20 protein-coding genes are annotated in these 21,002 nt (G+C 59.9%); 9 read left to right on the top strand and 11 right to left on the bottom strand.

What is annotated here, in order from left to right; genetic code table 11:
* Positions 1-2 precede the first annotated feature (2 nt).
* The 4 genes from ACFVTJ_RS11810 to ACFVTJ_RS11795 form a co-directional block, all read right to left on the bottom strand.
* On the bottom strand, positions 3-1,202 hold the full coding sequence (locus ACFVTJ_RS11810; RefSeq protein ID WP_386907520.1) for a M20 aminoacylase family protein: 1,200 nt from the start codon (positions 1,200-1,202) through the stop codon (positions 3-5).
* 90 nt (positions 1,203-1,292) lie between these two features.
* A complete protein-coding gene (locus ACFVTJ_RS11805; RefSeq protein WP_386907518.1) occupies positions 1,293-2,462 on the bottom strand; it encodes an LLM class flavin-dependent oxidoreductase in 1,170 nt (389 codons plus the stop codon).
* Positions 2,453-3,346 carry an NmrA family NAD(P)-binding protein gene (locus tag ACFVTJ_RS11800; protein WP_386907516.1) on the bottom strand — a complete coding sequence of 298 codons (894 nt, stop codon included), beginning with the start codon at positions 3,344-3,346 and terminating at the stop codon, positions 2,453-2,455. Before ACFVTJ_RS11800 ends, ACFVTJ_RS11805 begins: the two co-directional genes overlap by 10 nt.
* 7 nt (positions 3,347-3,353) lie before the next feature.
* Positions 3,354-4,421: an ABC transporter substrate-binding protein gene (locus ACFVTJ_RS11795; RefSeq protein ID WP_386907514.1), complete on the bottom strand. Its 1,068-nt coding sequence runs from the start codon at positions 4,419-4,421 to the stop codon at positions 3,354-3,356.
* A gap of 341 nt (positions 4,422-4,762) precedes the next feature.
* On the opposite strand from ACFVTJ_RS11795, the gene ACFVTJ_RS11790 reads away from it, so the two are divergent.
* Positions 4,763-6,070 (top strand): NtaA/DmoA family FMN-dependent monooxygenase, encoded by a 1,308-nt coding sequence (locus tag ACFVTJ_RS11790; protein WP_386907512.1) that lies wholly within the window; start codon positions 4,763-4,765, stop codon positions 6,068-6,070.
* 85 nt (positions 6,071-6,155) lie between these two features.
* On the opposite strand, the gene ACFVTJ_RS11785 is transcribed toward ACFVTJ_RS11790, so the two are convergent.
* A complete protein-coding gene (locus tag ACFVTJ_RS11785; protein ID WP_386907510.1) occupies positions 6,156-7,184 on the bottom strand; it encodes an LLM class flavin-dependent oxidoreductase in 1,029 nt (342 codons plus the stop codon).
* Between the two features lie 431 nt (positions 7,185-7,615).
* On the opposite strand from ACFVTJ_RS11785, the gene ACFVTJ_RS11780 reads away from it, so the two are divergent.
* Positions 7,616-8,251 carry a LysE family translocator gene (locus tag ACFVTJ_RS11780; RefSeq protein ID WP_386907508.1) on the top strand — a complete coding sequence of 212 codons (636 nt, stop codon included), beginning with the start codon at positions 7,616-7,618 and terminating at the stop codon, positions 8,249-8,251.
* Positions 8,252-8,479: 228 nt separating this feature from the next.
* On the opposite strand, the gene ACFVTJ_RS11775 is transcribed toward ACFVTJ_RS11780, so the two are convergent.
* Positions 8,480-9,463 carry a GlxA family transcriptional regulator gene (locus ACFVTJ_RS11775; protein WP_386907506.1) on the bottom strand — a complete coding sequence of 328 codons (984 nt, stop codon included), beginning with the start codon at positions 9,461-9,463 and terminating at the stop codon, positions 8,480-8,482.
* Positions 9,464-9,594: 131 nt separating this feature from the next.
* On the opposite strand from ACFVTJ_RS11775, the gene ACFVTJ_RS11770 reads away from it, so the two are divergent.
* The 7 genes from ACFVTJ_RS11770 (at position 9,595) to ACFVTJ_RS11740 (ending at position 14,484) form a co-directional block, all read left to right on the top strand.
* Entirely contained in the window at positions 9,595-10,422 is an 828-nt protein-coding gene (locus ACFVTJ_RS11770) for an alpha/beta fold hydrolase (protein ID WP_386907504.1), read from the top strand.
* 26 nt (positions 10,423-10,448) lie between these two features.
* On the top strand, positions 10,449-11,240 hold the full coding sequence (locus ACFVTJ_RS11765; RefSeq protein ID WP_386907502.1) for an SDR family NAD(P)-dependent oxidoreductase: 792 nt from the start codon (positions 10,449-10,451) through the stop codon (positions 11,238-11,240).
* 13 nt (positions 11,241-11,253) lie between these two features.
* On the top strand, positions 11,254-11,739 hold the full coding sequence (locus ACFVTJ_RS11760; protein ID WP_386907500.1) for a hypothetical protein: 486 nt from the start codon (positions 11,254-11,256) through the stop codon (positions 11,737-11,739).
* 261 nt (positions 11,740-12,000) lie between these two features.
* Positions 12,001-13,296: a bifunctional sulfur transferase/dioxygenase Blh gene (gene blh, locus ACFVTJ_RS11755; protein ID WP_386907498.1), complete on the top strand. Its 1,296-nt coding sequence runs from the start codon at positions 12,001-12,003 to the stop codon at positions 13,294-13,296.
* Complete coding sequence (bigR, locus tag ACFVTJ_RS11750) at positions 13,290-13,646, top strand: sulfite-sensing transcriptional repressor BigR (RefSeq protein ID WP_386907496.1); 357 nt, start codon at positions 13,290-13,292, stop codon at positions 13,644-13,646. Before blh ends, bigR begins: the two co-directional genes overlap by 7 nt.
* Positions 13,643-14,050, top strand: coding sequence for a YeeE/YedE family protein (locus ACFVTJ_RS11745; RefSeq protein ID WP_386907494.1), 408 nt, complete (start codon positions 13,643-13,645; stop codon positions 14,048-14,050). The genes bigR and ACFVTJ_RS11745 overlap by 4 nt, the downstream gene beginning before the upstream one ends.
* Positions 14,047-14,484 carry a DUF6691 family protein gene (locus tag ACFVTJ_RS11740; RefSeq protein ID WP_386907492.1) on the top strand — a complete coding sequence of 146 codons (438 nt, stop codon included), beginning with the start codon at positions 14,047-14,049 and terminating at the stop codon, positions 14,482-14,484. Before ACFVTJ_RS11745 ends, ACFVTJ_RS11740 begins: the two co-directional genes overlap by 4 nt.
* A gap of 74 nt (positions 14,485-14,558) precedes the next feature.
* Here the strand turns inward: ACFVTJ_RS11740 and gpmI are convergent, their stop codons facing one another.
* From gpmI to ACFVTJ_RS11715, 5 genes are all read right to left on the bottom strand, one after another.
* Positions 14,559-16,076 carry a 2,3-bisphosphoglycerate-independent phosphoglycerate mutase gene (gene gpmI / locus ACFVTJ_RS11735; RefSeq protein WP_386907490.1) on the bottom strand — a complete coding sequence of 506 codons (1,518 nt, stop codon included), beginning with the start codon at positions 16,074-16,076 and terminating at the stop codon, positions 14,559-14,561.
* Between the two features lie 209 nt (positions 16,077-16,285).
* On the bottom strand, positions 16,286-17,560 hold the full coding sequence (locus ACFVTJ_RS11730; protein ID WP_386907488.1) for a dihydrolipoamide acetyltransferase family protein: 1,275 nt from the start codon (positions 17,558-17,560) through the stop codon (positions 16,286-16,288).
* 2 nt (positions 17,561-17,562) lie between these two features.
* Complete coding sequence (locus ACFVTJ_RS11725; protein ID WP_386907486.1) at positions 17,563-18,576, bottom strand: alpha-ketoacid dehydrogenase subunit beta; 1,014 nt, start codon at positions 18,574-18,576, stop codon at positions 17,563-17,565.
* Between the two features lie 3 nt (positions 18,577-18,579).
* Positions 18,580-19,818: a 3-methyl-2-oxobutanoate dehydrogenase (2-methylpropanoyl-transferring) subunit alpha gene (locus tag ACFVTJ_RS11720; RefSeq protein ID WP_386907484.1), complete on the bottom strand. Its 1,239-nt coding sequence runs from the start codon at positions 19,816-19,818 to the stop codon at positions 18,580-18,582.
* A gap of 44 nt (positions 19,819-19,862) precedes the next feature.
* On the bottom strand, positions 19,863-20,990 hold the full coding sequence (locus ACFVTJ_RS11715; protein WP_386907482.1) for an acyl-CoA dehydrogenase family protein: 1,128 nt from the start codon (positions 20,988-20,990) through the stop codon (positions 19,863-19,865).
* Between the last annotated feature and the right edge of the window lie 12 nt (positions 20,991-21,002).

The following is a 21,002-nucleotide window of genomic DNA, read 5'->3' as shown; positions in this document are numbered from 1 at the left end:
TTTCAGGCAGGTTTCAGCCGGGTTTCCACCAGCCGCGCGAACAGGGTCGCACCGACGGGCAGGATGTCGTCGTCGACGATGAAACCGGGATTGTGGGCAGGCACCGTTCCGGAACGGCCAAGGGTGAAAAACGCACCCGGTGCGTGTTTCAAAAGATCGGCAAAATCCTCGCTGCCCATGAAGCGGCCGGGCTCGGTAGAAACGCGTTCGTCTCCCAGAACCTCGCGCGCCACACCAGCAACGATCTCCACCGATGGATCGTCATTGGTGAGAACCGAGAATATGTCGCGAATATCCACCTCGGCCGTGAGGCCGTACGCGGCGGCGACGTGATCCGAGATGGTGCGGATGCGGCCTCTTATGGTTTCGCGCACGCTGTCGGAGAAGGCCCGCACCGTTCCGGCAATCGCGGCCGTTTCGGGAATGACGTTATAGGCTGATCCAGCCTCGATGCGCGTAATCGACAGCACGGCGGGATCGGTCGGCGATACGTTGCGGCTGACAATGGTCTGCAGCGCCTGGATCAGCTCACCTGTCGCCGGCACCGGGTCGCGGGAGACATCGGGATGCGCGGCGTGAGCGCCCCGGCCCTTCAGCCGGATGTCAAAGAAATCCGCACCAGCCAGAATGGTGCCCGGCGAAACCTTGAGGTGATTGGGCGCGGCGTGGGTGGAATTGTGCAGCCCGTAAATCTCGTCGACGGGAAAATCCTTGAACAGTCCATCGGCAATCATGGCGCGCGCGCCGCCCAGCCCCTCTTCGGCAGGCTGGAAAATGAACACCACCGTGCCGGCGAAATCGCGGGTTTCCGCCAGATAGCGGGCGGTGCCGAGCAGGATGGTGGTGTGTACATCATGCCCGCAGCCATGGAACTTTCCGGGATAGACGGACGCATAGGGCAGACCGGTTTCCTCCGGCATCGGCAGGGCATCCATATCGGCCCGGAGCCCGATGGAGCGATTGCCCGCATGACGGCCGCGCAGCACGCCAACCACGCCGGTCTTGCCATAACCGCGATGAACCTCGATGCCCCAAGAAGCAAGCTTTTCAGCGACGATGCCTGACGTGCGCACCTCCTCGAAGCCGATTTCGGGATGCTGGTGCAGGTCGTGGCGGATGGAGACGAGTTCGGGAACATAGGTCCCGATCCGGTCGATGATTTTCGGGGCGGGTGTCTTAACGGGATCGACGGCGATATTCACGGTATCTCCTGAGGGCAAAAAACATCGTTTTCGCAATCGGACGATTGCGAAGGATTGGCTTGGGATAAGAAAATCAGGGCTGGAAAGGCGTCAGAGCCTCAGGCCCGCCTCCTTCATCAAGGGCAGAATACGCTCGGCGAAATAATTGAGGTCGTCGCGGAAATCGTAGAAATTCAGCTGAACGCCATCGATCCCCGCCTTTTTCAGGCCGACAAGCTGCTCGACCACCTGTTCCGGCGAACCGATGATTTCGATATTGCCGCCGAGATTACGACCCTGCTTGTGGCGCGCATCGCCGCGGCCGCGCCAGGCATGGGCATCGCTGTCGTAATTGTTGGTGGCGAAAGCGCGGGTCCCAGGCTGCGGCTTTCCGGCCTCAATGGCATCGGCATAGGCGATCGCCTCCTTCTCCGTATCGCGGCTGACAATGATCGGATTGATGATCGTCTTCACCTGCCGACCATAGGCTTTGGCGCGGTTCTTGATGTTGGCGACATGATCGGGAAGCGTTTCCAGCGCACTGTCTATATGCGCACCGCCCGGCGAAGTGACGAAAACCAGATCGGAATGACGGGCAGCGAAATCGATGCCGGCGGGCGAACCGGTCGCCGTCACCAGTGGCGGGCGGCCGAAGGCGGGCTTCGGCGTGATCCAGCCATTATTGATCGCCCACGGATTGAGCTTGCCCTCATAGGAAAAGTTCTCCGTTTCTCCCCAAAGGCGGTGAAGCACATCGAACAATTCCCCTGCCATGTCATAACGCTTGTCATGATCGATCCGCTGCCAGCCGAACATTTCATGTTCGATGGCACGGTGGCCGGTGACGATGTTGATGCCCCAGCGCCCTTTGGCGATATGATCCAACGTCGCGCCATATTTGGCGAGATGCAGCGGATGCAGAGGCCCGTAAAGAACGTGAATGGTGGAGATCAGCAAAATGCTCTTCGTCACCGCCGCCATCGCGCCAAGCGCAATGAAACTGTCGAGCGAGGATTCTCCGTCATAACCACCCTTTGGCAGCCATTGCGTGCGACTGAAGGCTATTTCGAAACCAAGCTCCTCCGCACGCTTCACCAGCTCCACATTATAATCGAAGGTCCAGCTATTGCTGGTGGGAAGGCTCGAAAAATTGATGTCCTGCAGATTGAGGAACAACCCCAGCATCAGCGGCTGTCTTGCCGCCCGGCTGAGTGGGCTCTCTGCGAAATCGGCAGGGCCTCTCAGCTCCAGCCCTTCGGGCAAAGCAACGGTCAGCGCCATGTCTTTTCTCCTTCGGAATGATCACCCTGCGGGGCGGCGGCCAATCGGGCGCGCAGATAATTCTCCACGGTGCGGGGTGGTCGGCCGATAATCCGTTCGACAGTATCTTTGGTCGATGCCGCGAGACCTTCGCCGATCAGCTGCCCGAATTCGGCGATGGCCTTCTGTTCGAACGCGCCGATATGCGCCGGAATGGTCGAGGTTGCATTGGGCGAAACTCCGACCGGCCGACGCAATATACGGGCCGCGATGCGGGCGATTTCCAGCGCCGACAGGGCTTCGCCGCCGGTCAGCACCAGGGTGCCGGCTGGCGGTGCGCCGGCAGTCAGCACCTGCACCGCGACATCGGCGATATCGTCGGCATCGATAAAGGAGACGGCCGCGTTGCCGAAACGGGCAGGCACGTCCTCGCCGTTTCGCAAGGCGACAACGACGGGTTCCAACGCCACCTGCATCCAGGCATTCGGCCGCAGCACCGTATGCGCTATGCCGCTTCCCGCCAGATGCGCTTCCACCGCAGCATGGGCGGCACCCGAGATGGAGCGTGCCGGGTTTTTGATGGTCCAGTCGGAACCTGATATTTTCACGATCCGCGACACACCGGCAGAGAGAGCCGCGTCGATCACCGCATTCTGGTCAGCCACCAGCGTTTCACCGATGGGAGAAAGCAGGAAGACCCTGTCTATGCTGCGTGAGGCCTCCTTCAGGCTCGCGGGATCGGAAAAATTTCCCGCGGCAATATCGACCGTGTCGCCCCAGAGCTTCAACGCTTCCTCGGGCCTGCGGGTGAATACCCGAACCTTTGTCTGTTTTTGCAAAAGACGGTTGACGACACGTTGGCCGAGCTTGCCCGTTGCGCCCGTCACAAGAATGCTGGTTGTCATGGCGCCCTCACTTTCCGGCATCGTGTTGCGCCGTATCTCTCAACGAAGACAGGGCGTGTGGATCGGCCCAATCCCGCACATCGAAATCTTCGGGAATGAATTTCCATTCCAGCAGAAAATCCTTGAAATGGCTGAGCGCGTACAGCTCGGCGGGATCGAGGTCGAGCCTCAGATTACGATGCACATCCGCGCCATTGGCGGCGAGAACCGCCTCCTCGCTGACACCGATTTCGCGGGCGATAAAACGCACGGCTTCCGCCGGATTTTCCTTAGCCCATTCGGCAACCCGCTGGACCGTGGCCACCAGTTCCGCCACCAGATCGGGCCGCTCATCGGCAAAGGTGGCGTCCACCGTCAAGGGGCGCGGCGTGCCATTATTGATGCGAATTTTCGGATCGGGATGAAACCCAGTCGATACGACGACCCGCGCACCGATGAGATTGGCGACAGTGACACCTTCCGCGCCCTTGACGAAAAACGCATCGATCTGCCCCCGGTGAAGTGCAGCAATTTCCTCGCCATAGGGAAGCCGCCGGCGCAGACCATGGAACCGCTCATCCTCCGGGCCCAGTAGCACCGGCTCCCGGGCAGTCAGATCGACAAGCTCGACATCCGCAATGGTGAGATCGGAAACCGTGAGTGCCGATACGATGCCCTTCAGCGATGTGGCGCGCTGGAAATCGATCGTTTCATTCGGACGTTTCGGCAGGCCAATGCGCCGCCCCTTCAAATCGCCGCCCTTGTTTATGCCGCTTGCGGGTAGCGCTATGACCGCCTGAAACTCATCGGTCCTCGTCAACCCCACCAGCCGCGTGTGCCGACCACCCGCCTTCGCCCAGATTGGCGGGATGTTACCGCCCTGACGGAAGGACCAGTCCAGGCGGTGATCGAAATGGCTTTGCCGGATGGCCGGATCGGCGGAATCACGAATGGAGGACACGGAAATGCCATGGCCAGCGAAACGTTCCTCTATCCAGCCGAGCTGCACCGCGATGGAAAGCGGCGTCGGCGCCGGGCAGCGCGTGTACCAAAGGGTTACCGGTTGAGTTACCTGGCGAAGGGCGGCATCGGCCATAGGATTCGTCCTCGAAATTACGATCTGAACCCCACGCTACACGCCACAAAATATTTTCTATAGATAAAGTGTACTATTTGAAGCCCGATTGAGGAAAATCGTTTCTACCCTACCCACCCTCAGGCGTGAGGACGGTATATCCTTTCTAGATTAATGGGATTTTTGGTCAGATCATCTCCCGCTCATTTGATCTTCTCCATTCGGCTGTGCATCGCGCCGAAAGTTTTTCTTCTTCGAACCGCAAGGATTTTTAACTCGCGACCACAATCGCGGCTGTTACGCTTTCGGACAATTGCACCAGCTGCAGGCTGGAAATCGCACACAGACGGAAAAATAAAAGCATGAGCAACACCAAACGCCGGCTCAATCTCAATGTCGGCATCAACACGACGGGATATCTTCCCAATGCCTGGAAATACAGGAGCGGAGACCGGCACGATATCAACGACATCGGCTATTACCGGCGGCTGACGGAACTGGCCCATAAAGGCCGGTTCGACGCCGTTTTTCTCTCCGACCACCCGGCATTGTTGACCGACCCGGCAAGCCGCCCGTTTCACACCATCGACCCGCTCATCCTCTCGACCTCGCTAGCCGCGCAGGTGCCGGATATCGGCTTTGTGGCGACAATATCCTCCACCTATAATTCGCCCTATAATTTTGCGAGACGGACGCAGTCTATCGACGTGGTCACCGGTGGCCGGCTGATCGTCAATATCGTCTCCTCCTTCAATCCCAATGTCGCCGCCAATTTCGGCAACGATCCGCTACCGCCGCGTAGCGAACGTTATGCCAAGGCCACCGAATTTCTCGATGTTGCGAAAAAGCTCTGGTCGAGCTGGGATCCGCGCCGCGAAGGTGAGGTGCCGGAAGACCGGTTCTGGGATGCGGCAACGGCCGAAACCATCGATCACGAGGGCCAATATTTCCACGTAAAGGGTCCACTCAACGTGCCGCGCGGGCCGCAAGGACATCCCGTCATCGCGCAGGCCGGCGCTTCCGAAGGAGGCATCGATCTGGCGGCTCGCCATGGCGAGATCATCTATTGCAACATCCTGTCACGCCCGGCAGGTCAGGCCTTTGGCAAAAAAGTGCGTGACCGCGCCGTCTCTTTCGGCCGCGATCCCGCCGGCATCCGCATCGTTCCCGGCCTTGTCGTCATTCTCGGCGAGACCCGTGAGGAAGCACTGCGCAAGCATGAACTCTTCAGCGGGACCGGCTCGGAAGATGGGCTTCTGGCGCGTTTCGCGAAAGAAAACGGCATTGATCCGCGCGATTTCAACCCGGACATAAAACTCGATGGCGAACGCTTCATTCCCGATCAGAACCGGCAATGGGCCGTTGGCATGGGGCTTGGCCTTTCCGAGCTGCTGACCCACGAAAAACTCACCGCCCGTGAGGCCGTGCGCCGCTCCGAGGGGCACCACCGGCTGCTGCTCGGCACACCGGAAGAAGTGGCGGACGGCATTATTGATCTCTGGCAGGATGGCACGGTGGATGGTTACACCCTGCAGCCGCCGCGCGCGCCTGACGATATTGCCGAATTTGTCGAAAAGGTCGTGCCGGTGCTGCAGGACCGCGGCGTTTATCCGCGTGAATATGAAGGTGCGACGATCCGCGACCGCTATGGTCTGCCTAATCCCGATTGAACCGAAAATGTGGCGCGGGTAAAGCGCCACACCGTCATCGACCACCATTTCCGCCGTATACGACAATGGTGGGTGCCAGGACATCTTATTGACGCGCCGCTACTTTCAAAACCGGTCGGCCGCCGGAAAGCTGCGGTACGGCAGAGGCAAAATCCGTGACGATCTGGCGATAATCTTCCGGCTGAAACTCATAGGGCAATTCCAGACGGAACTCCGAGACATGCGGCAGCACGGGATCACGCGACAGCTTCTCCAGAATCTCCTCAGTCGTGCCAACAATGTCGGGCAGGAACAGCGTGCGGCGGGCGCCATGCGGCGCATGCGTGCGCTTGTCCCGCTCAGCAGCGAATTCCGCATAACGGCGGCGTGTCGCGGGACTTGCGCTATCGGTCGGCAGGATCACCCGGCCAAGCGCGACACGCGGCTGACGCTCATGCACCCATTCATGGCGGAAGCGGGCGACAAGGGCTGCCTGCGCGGTCAAGAAATCATCGGTATTTTCACCGCTGACAATATTGCCGGTCAGAAGATTGAACCCTGCCTTGCCGGCCCAACGGGCGGAATTCTGTGATCCGCCGCCATACCACAGACGGTCGGTCAAACCTTTGGCGAAGGGCCGAAGGCGTGGCACCTGTGCGCCGGCGGCATTCCCAGCCTCGGTGTCACTGGATAAAGGTTCCGATCTCAACGCCTTCGCCAGCTTTTCCGCGCGGGCGTGGCTGTAATCCGCATCGGCAGCAATATCGACATAGTCCGAAATGAGATGCGCAAAGGGCGGCGCGCCCACCGAGACGCCAACATTCAGCCGCCCGTGTGACAGGACATCAACGGTAGCGAGATCTTCGGCCAGCCTGAAAGGATTTTCATAACCGAGCTGGATGACGGCTGTGCCCAGCCCGATCCGCTTCGTGCGCTGCGATGCAGCCGCAAGAAAAGTGGCTGCCGAGGACACGCCCCGTTCCAGATGGCGCTGACGCACCCAGGCGCTGTGATAGCCCAGCGCCTCCCCGGCTTCAAAAAGTTCAAGGGTTTCTTCCAGCCCCTTTGCGGGGTCCTCATCGTGATAATTGCCGGGAACCAGAAAGGCGAAATGGGAAATATGGGAAAGAGGCATAGTGCACGTCCGCGAATGGTTGGAAGATGGGCTGAGGCCGACGCTGCTGCGGCCGTTCTTCCAGGCCGCGCATACTCCTGCAGAATGCCTGATGAGGGGCGCGGCTTGCACGGCATGGTCTTTTATTGTGCCGGTCATTGTTGAAAGATCGTTGCGCGATTCAATAGTATACTAAAATTATGGATTATCACTCGACGACTTGCGTTGTTTATGCGCCCTCCTCTTTTGAGGTGACGTTACCCTTGCCCCGCCAAGGATGACGAAATGCACACGCGACGTTGCTACCGGCCGCGGTTGGGACACCCTTCTTTCCAGGAAACCACCCAGATTGTCATAACCGGGAAAGCCTGTATTCTCCCGCTCTAGGGAAGGCTGACATGGATGGGTGTGGCGATATCGCCGGGAATGTCCGCCACCTCGGGGAGGAAAATATGATCGACGTGACGCTTCTGGCCTTTGCCATGGTCGCCTTTATCGGCATAGCGACACCCGGACCCACCGTTTTGCTGGCGCTAGCCAATGGCTCGAAATTCGGCGTTCGTCGCGCCATGATCGGCATGTCCGGTGCCGTCCTTTCGGATTTCGTCCTGATCGGCGCAGTCGCGCTGGGATTGGGTGCCCTCCTGGCAGCCTCGGAATTCTGGTTCGGTGTCGTCAAATGGGTGGGTGTTTGTTACCTTGTTTTCCTCGGCGTCGTGCTTTTGCGCTCAAGGGGCACGCTTGATGGCGCTCTTGGCCCTGCGGAGGTAAACGGGTCTAAATCGGCGCGCTCGATCTTTTTGAAGAGCTTTCTCGTCGCCGTGACCAATCCCAAGGGATACCTCTTCTTTTCGGCCTTCCTGCCGCAATTCATCGATCCCGCCGCGCCGCAAATCCAGCAATATGCCATGCTTGCACTGGTCTTCGCTGGCATCGATTTCATCGTGATGTTCGGATACGCCCTGTTCGGCGCGCAGGCGGTCAGACTATTGCGCAAGTCCGGCGCGCTGTGGCTTGACCGCATCTGCGGCGGCGCGCTGCTGACGCTTGCCGCTTCCCTTGCCCTTTACCGGCGGGCCAGCGCATAAGCCATTGCCGCCTCTGCTCTTTCCGCCTCACTCAGCCATGGCGCGGGAACGCAGAAGCACCTTGATCGCTCAGGACTGCCGCCCAAATGCGCCGCCATATTGGCGCGCGGCTCCGCGTCCGCCTTGATGACGACGGAATATGCCCGCGTCAAACCTGTCTGGCACGTTAGCAAACACTCGCTATTTGGTAACGGCCTGCGTTAGCGCCGGCGCAGCCGCAGGTGAGTTTCAGGCGGCAGCCATGGCCGAATTGCTGGAAAAACGGTTTCTATATTCCCCCGGCGAAAGCCCGAGAATGCGGTGAAACACACGTCGAAAGGCGGCAGCGTCCTCATAACCCACCGACCACGCGATCTGATCGACCGAACGGCGGGTGAACTCAAGAAGTTCCCGCGCCTTGCCGATCCGCAGATGCTGGACATATTCAATGGGCTTCATGCCGGTCGCCGCCTTGAAGCGGCGCAGGAACGTTCGCTCCTCCAGCCCGGCATGGCTGGCCATGTCGTTCACACTTGTCGCCCGCCCGGCGCGGGTCTGCAGCCAGTGCTGCACCTTCAAGATCGGTTCGTCGCCATGCATCAGCCTTGGGGCGAAGCTGCTATAATGGCGCTGCTCCCGTCCGGAAGGATCGATCAGAAGGAATTTACCGGTCTCGATCATGACCGAAGGGCCAAGCAGCCGATCGACGATGCGCAGGCCAAGATCTGTCCACGCCATCAGCCCGCCAGCGGTGATGATATCGCCGTCCTCAATGACGATCTTGTCTATTTCCAACCGCACATCGGGAAAACGCTCCCGAAACCGCTCGGCAAACAGCCAGTGGGTCGTGGCGGGCCGGGCGGCGAGAAGCCCGGTCGCGGCGATCATGAAGGAACCGCCGCAACTGGCCGCCAGCGTCGCGCCTTGCGCGTGCCGGTCGAGCAACCAGCGGGCGTAAGGCTCGGCCTCCTCGATTTCGGCCGGCCCGGTCAGCCTCCCGGGTACAACAAAAATATCGGGATGCCCCGGGCCTGGATCGGTATCATGACAGCGGGAGAATTCGCCACGCTCCCCCATGCTCCAGTGACTGACCCGCAATTTCGGGCCGCCGCGATCCTGTGAAAATACAGAAGCGATGGCGAAAAGATCGGTAATGCCATGCACCATGGCGATCTGGCAGTCCCGATAGAGGACAAGCCCCACTTCCAGCGCGCTTCCCATTGCACCCGTCATGCACCAACACCCCCGTTTTGTCAGTTTCGGCACGCTTTCTGTCAGAAGCGCCAATCCAGTCCCGGCTGCATCAAGAGTATCTCTATTCCTACGGGACGCAAGCAAGCTCCCCCACAACAGGAGAGAGAGCCATGACAACGATCACCACCAGAGACGGAACGCACATCTTCTACAAGGACTGGGGCCCGAAGGACGGCCAGCCCATCATCTTCTCCCATGGCTGGCCGCTCAGCGCCGATACCTGGGATGCACAGATGGTGTTCTTCGCCAACAACGGTTTCCGCACCATTGCCCATGACCGCCGCAGCCACGGTCGCTCGGATCAGGTCTGGCACAACAATACCATGGATCAGTATGCCGACGATCTGGCCGAACTGATCGAACAGCTCGATCTCCACGACATCATTCTGGTCGGCCATTCCACCGGCGGCGGCGAGGTGACGCGGTATGTCGGCCGCCACGGCACGGATCGCATTGCCAAGGTCGCCCTCATCGGCGCGGTGCCGCCCCTGATGCTGAAGACAGAAAGCAATAGCATCGGCCTGCCGATCGATGTCTTCGATGGCATCCGCAAGGGCACCTATGACAATCGCAGCCAGTTCTTCAAGGACCTGACCATTCCCTTTTACGGCTATAACCGCGAAGGCGCCGTGATTTCGGAAGGTATTCGCGAGGAATTCTGGCGGCAGGGAATGATGGGCGGCCTGAAAGGTCAGCTCGACAGCATCCGCGCCTTTTCGGAAAGCGATTTCCACCAGGACCTGAAGGCTTTCGACAAGCCGACGCTGGTGCTGCATGGCGATGACGACCAGATCGTGCCGGTCGGCGCTTCAGCACTTTCCACGGTCAGAATAGTCAAACATGCGGTCCTCAAAATCTACGAGGGTGCCGATCACGGCCTGACGCAGACCCATCAGGACCGGTTCAACGCCGACCTTCTCGCCTTCATCAACGCCTGAAACCACCCCGCACCGGAGACACGGACATGACACAGAACACCTTTCTCATCACCGGCGCATCCGATGGTATCGGCGCCGTTTACGCCGAACGCCTCGCAAGACGCGGCCACGATCTCATCCTCGTGGCGCGGCGTGCGGAAAAGCTGAAGGCTCTGGCAGCGCAGCTGGAAAGGGACCACGGCATTGCCGTCGAGGTTCTCAGCGCCGATCTTTCCAGGGCGGAAGACCTCGAAAAGGTCGAGGCTCGGTTGCGCGAAGACCGCCGCATCACGGGCCTCGTCAACAATGCCGGAATCGCCGGAGAAGGCGCAATCACTGCGCTGGACCCTGCCTATGTGACGACAATGATCAATCTCAACATTCTTGCCGTCACCCGGCTCGCGGCAGCCATCGCGCCGCGTCTTGCCGAGGATGGCAAAGGCACGATCATCAACATGACTTCTGTCACGGCTCTGATGCCGGCGGCATTCACCGCCGTCTATCCGGCCACAAAGGCTTTCGTGCTCGCCTTTACCGAGGCGCTGCAGGCGCAGCTTTCACCGTCTGGGGTACGGGTTCAGGCGGTGCTGCCCGGCATCACCCGCACTGCGATATGGGAAGAGGAGCGGCTCGACGCCATTCCGGCCGCCATGGTCATGGATGTGCACGACATGGTGGATGCGGCCCTTGCCGGTCTCGACCTTGGTGAGGCGATGACCATTCCTTCCCTGCCCGATACGGCCGACCTTGAAAATTTCCTTGCAGCCCGCGCGGCGTTGAGGCCCAATCTGTCGCATGCACTTGCCGCCAGCCGGTATCGTGCAGGCAAAACCGAATAGTGGGAGACGTATCATGATCCTTGGACTGACCATTCCCCAATTCACGGCATTGCATGTGGCCATAAGCCTCATCGGCATTGCCACCGGACTGATCGCCCTGCCCGCTTATGCGGTGGGGCGGTGGATGCCGCGCATGACGGCGGTTTTTCTCGTCACCACGCTTGCCACCACGCTTACGGGTTTTCTGTTCCCCATCGGGAATTTCACCCCCGCACTCGGCGTCGGCATCATCTCGACCCTCTTTCTGGCAATCGCCCTCGTTGCGCTTTACGGATACGGTCTCAATGGCAGATCGCGCACCATCTATTCGATTACTGCCACGATCAGCCTCTATCTCAATATGTTCGTGTTGATCGTGCAGGCCTTCCTCAAGGTCGAAACCCTCAACGATCTGGCGCCGAACGGCAACGAGCCACCATTTGTCGTAGCTCAGACGGTCCTGCTCCTGGCAGCGATCTGTCTTGGCTGGAAAGCGACGCGCCGCAGGCTCGCCACCTGAGGCACGCGGAAATCCGCACCTGCTTTTAATGAAAAATTCTGTGTCCGAATAGTTTCGGACACACAGTGTTTTATGGGCCAGATGCAGCCCGAGCGCCACCCGTCCGTCACAAAACGACGAAATCCCGCTTTTAGAATTCCGTTTCTAATCTTCCTGAAAGAATCGCAGGGTGGCATTCGGAAAGACAGCAATTTCCTCATTGCAAATTAACATTATACATTATATAATAATATATAATAATCTAGCCGACGGGAGAAAGCGATGAATGCCGTAAAGATCAACGAGCGTCTGACGGTCGCGGGTCAGCCCATGATTGCCGACTTCCCATCGCTCTCCGCCCAGGGCTTTAAAAGCATCATCAATGCCCGGCCCGATGGCGAAGAGCCCGGCCAACCGGGCAATGCGCAGGAAAAAAGCGCCGCCGGTGCAGCCGGCATGGATTACGGTTTCATCCCGGTCAGCGGCCCCACCATTACCGAAGCCGATATCCGCGCTTTCCAGCAGAAGATGGCAGAGGCCGAAGGTCCTGTTTTCGCCCATTGCAAGGGCGGCACGCGGGCATTGACGCTTCATGTTCTCGGTGAAGCCCTCGACGGGCGCATGCAACGGAGCGACATCGAGGCTTTCGGCAAGATGCATGGCTTTGATCTTTCCGCCGCCACACGCTGGCTGGAGCGCCAGTCGGAGGCGGTGCCGCACATCAAGGCGTTCTTCGACGCGCGTACCTCGAGCGTGCAATATGTCGTTTCCGACCCTGCGACCGGTGGCTGCGCCATCATTGATCCGGTCTATGATTTCGATGAAAAATCCGGCGCCACCGGAACGATGAATGCCGACGCCATTCTGGACTATGTAAAAAACCAAGGGCTTTCAGTGGAATGGATCCTCGATACCCATCCACATGCCGACCATTTTTCCGCCGCCCATTATCTAAAGGAGAAGACCGGCGCAAAGACGGCAATCGGCGCCAAAGTCACAGGCGTACAGAAGCTCTGGCAGGCGAAATACAATTGGCCTGATCTCAAGACCGATGGTTCACAGTGGGACCAGCTGTTCGAGGCTGGCGACCGGTTCAGCATCGGCTCACTGGAAGCCCGTGTCCTGTTTTCGCCCGGCCATACGCTGGCTTCCGTAACCTACGTGGTGGGTAACGCGGCCTTCGTGCACGATACGCTTTTTATGCCGGATTCCGGCACGGCACGCGCCGATTTTCCGGGCGGCAGCGCCAAAGAACTGTGGGCATCGATTCAGGATATCCTCGCTCTTCCCGACGACACACGGCTTTTCACGGGCCATGATTATCAGCCCGGGGGCCGTGCCCCGAAATGGGAAAGCACGGTGGGCGAACAGAAGCGCAGCAATCCGCATCTGGCCGGCATGACGCAGGAGGACTTCATTCGCTTGAGGGAAGCGCGGGATCGCACATTGCCGATGCCGAAGCTCATTCTGCATGCCCTACAGGTCAATATTCGCGGCGGCCGCCTGCCGGAACCGGAGGCGAATGGCAAGCGCTATCTGAAATTTCCGCTCGACATGCTGGAGGGCAGCACATGGTGAAGGATAATGCGCTGAAAAAGCCTCCGCACATTGCTGAAATTCCTCTCCCCGCCATGGAAGAGAGGGCTGTCGAGGTCGCGCTGCTTCTGAAAACGCTTGCCCATCCCGCGCGGCTGATGCTCGCCTGCACGCTGGCGCAGGGGGAGTTTTCCGTCGGCGAGCTGGAAGTCAAACTGGACATTCGCCAGCCGACGCTATCCCAGCAGCTGGGCGTCTTGCGGGAAGCCGGCGTTGTCGAAACCCGCCGCGACGCCAAGCAGATATTCTACCAGCTGAGCGAAGCGAAAGCGGCGCAGCTGATCGAGGCCCTTTACACCATATTCTGCGCGCCGGAGGAGGAGACCCCATGAGCCCCTACTGGCCGTCTCTTTTCGGCGGAATGCTACTCGGGGTTGCCTGCATTCTGCTGTTTGTTTTCAATGGCCGTATCGCCGGCATTAGCGGAATCCTAGGCAAAATGCTCGGCAAGGAGCGACGCCTTGCAGATCTCGCCTTCCTTGCCGGATTGTTGGCTGGGCCTTACATCCATGCCGCAGCGTTCGGCCAACTGCCTGTCCTCACCATCGCAGCACCATGGCCGCTTATCCTCATTGCCGGCCTGCTGGTGGGTTTTGGCACGCGCATGGGCTCTGGCTGCACATCAGGCCACGGCATCATGGGGCTGGCGCGATTTTCCCGGCGCTCCATCGCCGCAACCGCAACTTTCCTGATTTCAGGCATCTGCGCCGCGACGATAACAGGAGCCCTGTCATGAAAAATCCCGGCGTGGCGCGCGTTGCCCTGGCATTGATCGCAGGAGCAATGTTCGGCTTCGGCCTATCGCTGTCAGGCATGATTGATCCGGCCCGTGTTTCCGGTTTTCTCGATGTGGCGAGCGGCCATTGGGACCCGAGCCTGATATTCGTTCTCGGTGGTGCAGTGATGGTTGCCGTGCCGGGTGTGCTCCTCAGCCGACGTCTTGCCAAGCCCATCCTCACCGAGGATTTCAGCCTTCCGGCAAAAACCCGCATCGACCGACCGCTTATAACAGGCTCGGCCATTTTCGGCATTGGTTGGGGTCTTGCCGGTTTTTGCCCCGGCCCGGCACTATCGGCTCTCGCTCTCGGGCTGATGCCGGTTGTTCTTTTCGTCTGCGCCATGATTGCAGGCATGCTGGTCCACGACCGTCTCTACGCAAAACAGCCATAGCGCAAACACTCGTCACGAACGCGGAAAACGAACAGTCGCGCGGGGCTGGAGAGCCGCCGCGCGACTGAGTTTCATTAGAGGTCGATGAGGCTTTTACCCGTCATTTCCGGCGGCAGCGGCACGTTCATCAGTTGCAGCAGCGTCGGCGCGACATCGGCGAGAATGCCAGCATGCAGCTTTGCGCCTTCCGGGCCGCCAAACAGGATCACCGGCACCGGATTGGTGGTATGGGCCGTGTGCGGACCACCTGTCACCGGGTCAACCATGGTTTCGCAATTGCCATGGTCGGCAATAACAAGCATCGCGCCGCCCACCTTTTCCAGAGCGGCAACAACGGCGCCAAGCCCGCGATCCACGGCTTCGCACGCCTTGATCGCCGCCTGCAGATCACCGGTATGGCCGACCATGTCAGGATTGGCGTAGTTGGTGACTATCAGATCGTAGCCCTTGCCGATCACCTCGACGAATTTTTCCGTGACCTCGGCCGCACTCATTTCCGGCTGCAGATCGTAGGTCGCAACCTTCGGGGATTTCGGCATGAAGCGGTCTTCGCCCACTTCGGGCTCTTCCTTGCCACCGTTCAGAAAGAAGGTGACATGCGGATATTTTTCCGTTTCGGCGAGGCGGAACTGCGTCAGCCCCTGCTTTGCCACCCACGCGCCGAGCGTGTTGACGATATCGCGCTTCGGGTAAGCCGTCGTCATGAAATCATTATGGCGGGTGGAATATTCCACCATGCCCAGCAGTGCTGAAAGCACAGGCTTTTCGCGCGCAAAACCGTCGAAATCATTCGCACCGATGGCGAGGAGAATTTCACGGGCGCGGTCAGCGCGGAAATTCAGGCAGAACAGGCCGTCGCCGGCTTCGAAACCTTCATAACCATCGATCACCGTCGGCAGGATGAACTCATCCGTGACGTTGTTTTTGTAGCTCTGGGCAACAGCGCTCACCGCATCCCGCGCATGTTCTCCCTTGCCAAGAACCATCGCGTCATAGGCTTTCTCGACACGCTCCCAGCGATTGTCGCGATCCATCGCATAATAACGACCGATCACTGTGCCGATGCTCGCCCCCTGCGGCAGGCTTGCCACCAGCGCCGCCACGAAATCTTCAGCCGATTGCGGCGCGACATCGCGGCCATCGGTGATTGCATGCACCACGACCTTCAGGCCATGACTGATCATCAGCTTCACCGCAGCCTGGCCGTGAAGGATGTGGCCATGGACGCCACCATCGGAAACCACGCACATCAGATGCGCCACGCCGCCCGCGGCCTTCACCGTTTCGGCAAAATCAAGCATCGCCGCATTGCGGAAAAAGCTGCCATCCTCGATAGCCAGATCGATCTGGCCGAGATCCATGGCAACGATGCGGCCCGCGCCAATATTGGTGTGGCCGACTTCGGAATTACCCATCTGCCCGGTGGGCAGCCCGACATTCGGGCCGAAGGTGGTCAGCGTCGCATTCGGGCAGGTGGCGAAAAGCCGGTCCATGGTGGGCGTATTCGCCAGAACGGGCGCGTTGCTGGATGTGTCCTCGTTCAGCCCCCAGCCATCGAGAATAGTCAGGACAACGGGTTTGGGAGTGCGCATGGGAGGACCTTCTTCTTCATTCGGTTGCCGGCGGACAGCGGACCGCCGGGCACCGGAGCGCCCTCGTCCGCCACTATGATCATGATGAGAAAACATGCTTCTCGTTCTTCTCTTCTATACCCGAAGATGACGAACGCAAGCCTATACCGACAGCGAAACAGTTCCATGAAGCCGGAGTGCTTCACGGAAAAAAGCTTTTGGATGAAACCTCAGCCGTCGATGAATATCAGTGCCGGCTTTTCCAGGAGCGCCTTGACGGCCTGGATGAAGACGGCGGCATCCCACCCGTCGACGACACGGTGATCGAAGCTCGAAGAGAGGTTCATCATCTTGCGCGGTACAAACCGGATCCCGTCCCAGACCGGCCGCGTCACGATCTTGTTGACGCCGATGATCGCCACCTCGGGATGATTGATGATGGGCGTCGAAACAACACCACCCAAGGCCCCCAGCGAACTGATGGTGATGGTGGACCCCATCAACTCTTCCCGATGCGCCGCGCCGGTGCGGGCGGCCTCAGCGACGCGCGCGACTTCTTCCGCGCATTCCCAAAGGCCAAGCGTTTCCGTGTGACGAACGACCGGAACCGTCAGGCCCGCCGGCGTTTGCGTGGCGATGCCGATATGAACCGCCTCGTAGTGGCTGACGACCCCTTGCTCGTCGTCGAAAGTGGCATTCATGCCGGGATGATCGGCCACGGCTTTCACCAGAGCGCGCATCAGAAACGGCAGGATCGTCAGTTTCGGCTGCCCGGAACGGCGGTTGCCGTTCATCGTAGCGCGAAGATCCTCCAGATCGGTCACGTCGACTTCTTCGACATAGGTGATGTGAGGAATGCGGGAGGCGGACAGCACCATTTTCTCGGCAATCTTGCGCCGTAGTCCAGTTATCTTCACTTCCTCCACGGCGCTATCGTGCGGCGCTACAGGTTCAGGGCGTTCCGGCCGACCCCGTACCGTTAAAAACCCATCGAGATCGGCATGGGTGATATGCCCGTCCGGCCCCGTGCCCTTGACCTTGGTGAGATCAATATCGAGATCATCGGCACGCTGGCGAACGGCGGGGGATGCGAGCGGCTTGTGATGCGGTTCGGCGGCGGCGGGCGGCGGCGCCTCCTCGGGCTCTCGCGCCGTCGGCTGGGCTTCAACGGGTGGCGGCGTGTCCGTCATGTCGGCAGGCGCTTCCGTCATCTGGGTCGGTACTTCCGCTTCCGGCACGCTGCCATTGGGAGCGGCGGCGGCGACATCTGTTTCGATGCGCAGGAGCGGTGCCTTCACCGGCACAGTATTTCCGACCGTCACGGCGAGCCAGGTAACGACGCCCGCCACGGGGGATGGGATTTCCACCGTCGCCTTGTCCGTCATCACCGCGGCCAGCACCATGTCCTCATGGACGATATCGCCCGGTTTGACGTTCCATTCCACCAGTTCGGCTTCTGCAACACCTTCACCCACATCGGGCATTGTGAGGGTAAATTCCGCCATAATCAGGCCTCCATGACGTCAACGAGGGCGCGCCCGACACGAGCCGGACCCGGAAAATAGTCCCATTCCTGGGCATGCGGATAAGGCGTATCCCAGCCGGCGACACGCACGACGGGAGCCTCCAGATGATAAAAGCAATGCTCCTGTACGAGCGACACGACCTCGGCGCCGAAGCCGGAGGTCAGCGTCGCCTCATGCACCATGACACAGCGGCCGGTCTTGGAGACGGATTTGACGATACTATCGAGATCCAGCGGCAGCAGGCTGCGAAGGTCTATGATTTCGGCATCCACACCGGTCTCTTCCGCCGCCGCCAGCGCCACATGCACCATGGTGCCATAAGCAATGACGGTGACAGCGTTTCCGGGACGGCGTATCTCGGCCTTGCCGATGGGAACGGTGTAATGACCTTCCGGCACCTCCCCCATATCGTGTTTGGACCAGGGCGTTACCGGCCGGTCATGGTGGCCATCAAAGGGACCGTTATAAAGGCGCTTCGGCTCCAGAAACATCACGGGGTCGGGATCTTCGATGGAGGCGATCAGCAGCCCCTTGGCGTCATAGGGATTGGAAGGAACCACCACCTTCAGCCCGCAGACATGGGTGAAAAGCGCTTCCGGGCTCTGACTATGCGTCTGCCCGCCAAAAATGCCGCCACCGGTCGGCATGCGAAGAACGATCGGGCAGGTGAAATCGCCATTGGAGCGATAACGGATACGCGCTGCCTCCTGGGTGATCTGGTCATAGGCGGGATACATGTAATCGGCGAACTGGATTTCGACACAGGGCCGCAATCCGTAAGCGGCCATACCGATGGCGGTGCCGACAATACCGGATTCGCTGATCGGCGCATCGAAACAGCGTGTTTTACCGTATTTCTGCTGCAGCCCCTGCGTGGCGCGGAAAACCCCACCGAAATAGCCAACATCTTCGCCGAACACCACGACGTCGTCGCTGCGCTCCATGGACACATCCATGGCGCTGCGGACGGCTTCAATCATCGTCATTCTTGCCATGTCTTACCACTCTGCCTTCTGGCGCTGGCGGACGAGATGCGGCGGCATCTCGGCGTAGACGCCTTCGAAAATATCCTTTTTCGGCGGTTTTTTGCCTTCATGCAGCGTGCCGTGGCTTTCCGCGTCGCGTTGCGCTTCAAGCACTTCATCGGAGATTTCCGCCTCCGCCTGCCGGTGCCGTTCCTCCGACCACACGCCGCGCAGGATGAGATGTTTCTTCAATCTCAGAACCGGGTCGCCCAAAGGCCATGCCTCGGACTCGGTCTTGGGGCGGTAAGCGCTCGGATCGTCTGAGGTGGAATGAGCGCCGACGCGATAGGTGACGTATTCGATGAGTGTCGGGCCGAGATTGCGCCGCGCCCGCTCCACTGCCCAACGCGCCACGGCATAAACAGCGAGATAATCATTGCCATCGACCCTGAGTGCGGGAATGCCAAAGCCCAGCCCACGCGCCGCAAAGGTGCCGGAGCCGCCGCGTGCAATGCCCTGAAAGGTGGAAATGGCCCATTGATTGTTGACGATATTGAGGATGACCGGGGCCTTGTAAGTTGAGGCGAAGACCAGCGCGGAATGGAAATCCGACTCCGCCGTCGAACCGTCGCCGATCCAGGCGGCCGCGATCTTCGTATCGCCCTTAATGGCAGACGCCATCGCCCAGCCGACCGCCTGCACATACTGCGTGGCGAGGTTGCCTGACACGGTAAAGAAGCCATGCTCCTTGGAGGAGTAAAGAACCGGCAATTGCCGCCCGTGCAGCGGGTCGAGTTCGTTGGAGTAGATCTGGTTCATCATGGTAACGAGCGGATAGTCGTCAGCGATCAGCAATCCCGCCTGCCGGTAGGTTGGGAAATTCATGTCGCCCTTCGAAAGAGCCTTGCGGAAGGCGCAGCTGACAGCCTCCTCCCCCAGATGCTGCATATAAAACGACGTCTTGCCCTGCCGCTGCGCCATCAGCATGCGCGCATCGAACGCCCGAAGCCGCATCATGTTTTTCAGGCCGACCAGCAGGTCGTCATCCGAAAGCAGCCCGGCCCACGGCCCGACGGCCTCGCCCTGATGATTGAGAACGCGGATGATTGAATAAGCGAGATCGCGCATGCTTTCCGGTGCAGCGTCCACCTCCGGGCGCGGCACGGAGCCGGCCTTGGGTATTTTTACATTGGAGAAATCCGGCTCCCCGCCGGGCCGCACCGCAGGCTCTGGAACATGCAGGCTGAGACGTGGCGTTTCTGATATATCCATTTTACTCCTCCCGTCACGGTCTCCTCCAGACCGCGAAACAACGCTCAAATGTTTCTTGCGATCACCATCCGCTGGACATCGCTTGTCCCCTCGTAAATCTGGCAGATGCGCACATCGCGATAGATCCGCTCCACCGGATAATCCGCCATGTAGCCGTAACCGCCGTGAATCTGGATGGCGTCCGAGCAAACGCGTTCGGCCATTTCCGACGCGAAGAGCTTGGCCATCGAGGCCTCGGAAAGGCAGGGCTCGCCCGCCTCCTTCAGCGCCGCCGCATGCAACACCAGTTGCCGCGCCGCTTGAATGCGCGTCGCCATATCCGCGAGGCGAAACGCCACCGCCTGATGTTCGATGATCGCCTGCCCGAAGGCCTGGCGCTCGCGGGCATAATCCCGCGCCGCCTCGAAGGCCGCCTGCGCCATGCCGACCGCCTGCGCGGCTATGCCGATGCGGCCGCCTTCCAGATTGGCGAGCGCGATACGATAGCCCTGCCCTTCTTCGCCCAGCCGCAATTCGACTGGGACCGCCATCTCGGTGAACGCTATCTGGCAGGTATCGGATGAATGCAGGCCTAGTTTTTCTTCGACCCTGATGACCTCGTAACCCGGCGTATCGGTCGGCACGATGAAGGCGCTGATGCCCTTCTTGCCCGCAGCAGCATCGGTCACGGCAAAGGCGATGACGACATCACCATTCTTGCCTGACGTTATGAACTGTTTTGCGCCATCGAGAATATAGCGGTCGCCATCCCGCCGGGCGCGGGTCTTCAGGTTGGAGGCATCGGAACCAGCCTGCGGTTCGGTCAGCGCGAAACCGCCGATCCATTCGCCGGAAGCCAGTTTCGGCAAAAAACGCTGTTTCTGATCTTCCGTGCCGAATTTCAGGATCGGCACGCAACCGACCGAATTATGGACGCTCATAATGGTGGAACAGGCGCCATCACCGGCAGCGATTTCCTCCAGCGCCAAGGCATAAGCGACGGCACCGGTTTCCGACCCGCCATAGTCTTCGGAGACCAACATGCCGAGGAAACCGAGGTCTCCCATTTCTTTTAGCTCGTCTTTCGGGAACCGGCTTTCCCGGTCGCGTGCGGCAGCTCCGGGGGCCAGCCGTTCTTGGGCGAAATCGCGGGCCATGTCTCTGATCTGCTGCTGCGCTTCATTCAGGATCATCGCCGCCTCCCC

This window comes from Agrobacterium sp. NPDC058088, from assembly GCF_042885035.1.
Classification (GTDB): Bacteria; Pseudomonadota; Alphaproteobacteria; order Rhizobiales; family Rhizobiaceae; genus Agrobacterium.
The sequence above is the reverse complement of the archived record's forward strand: the minus strand, read 5'-3'. Positions and strand labels throughout refer to the sequence as shown.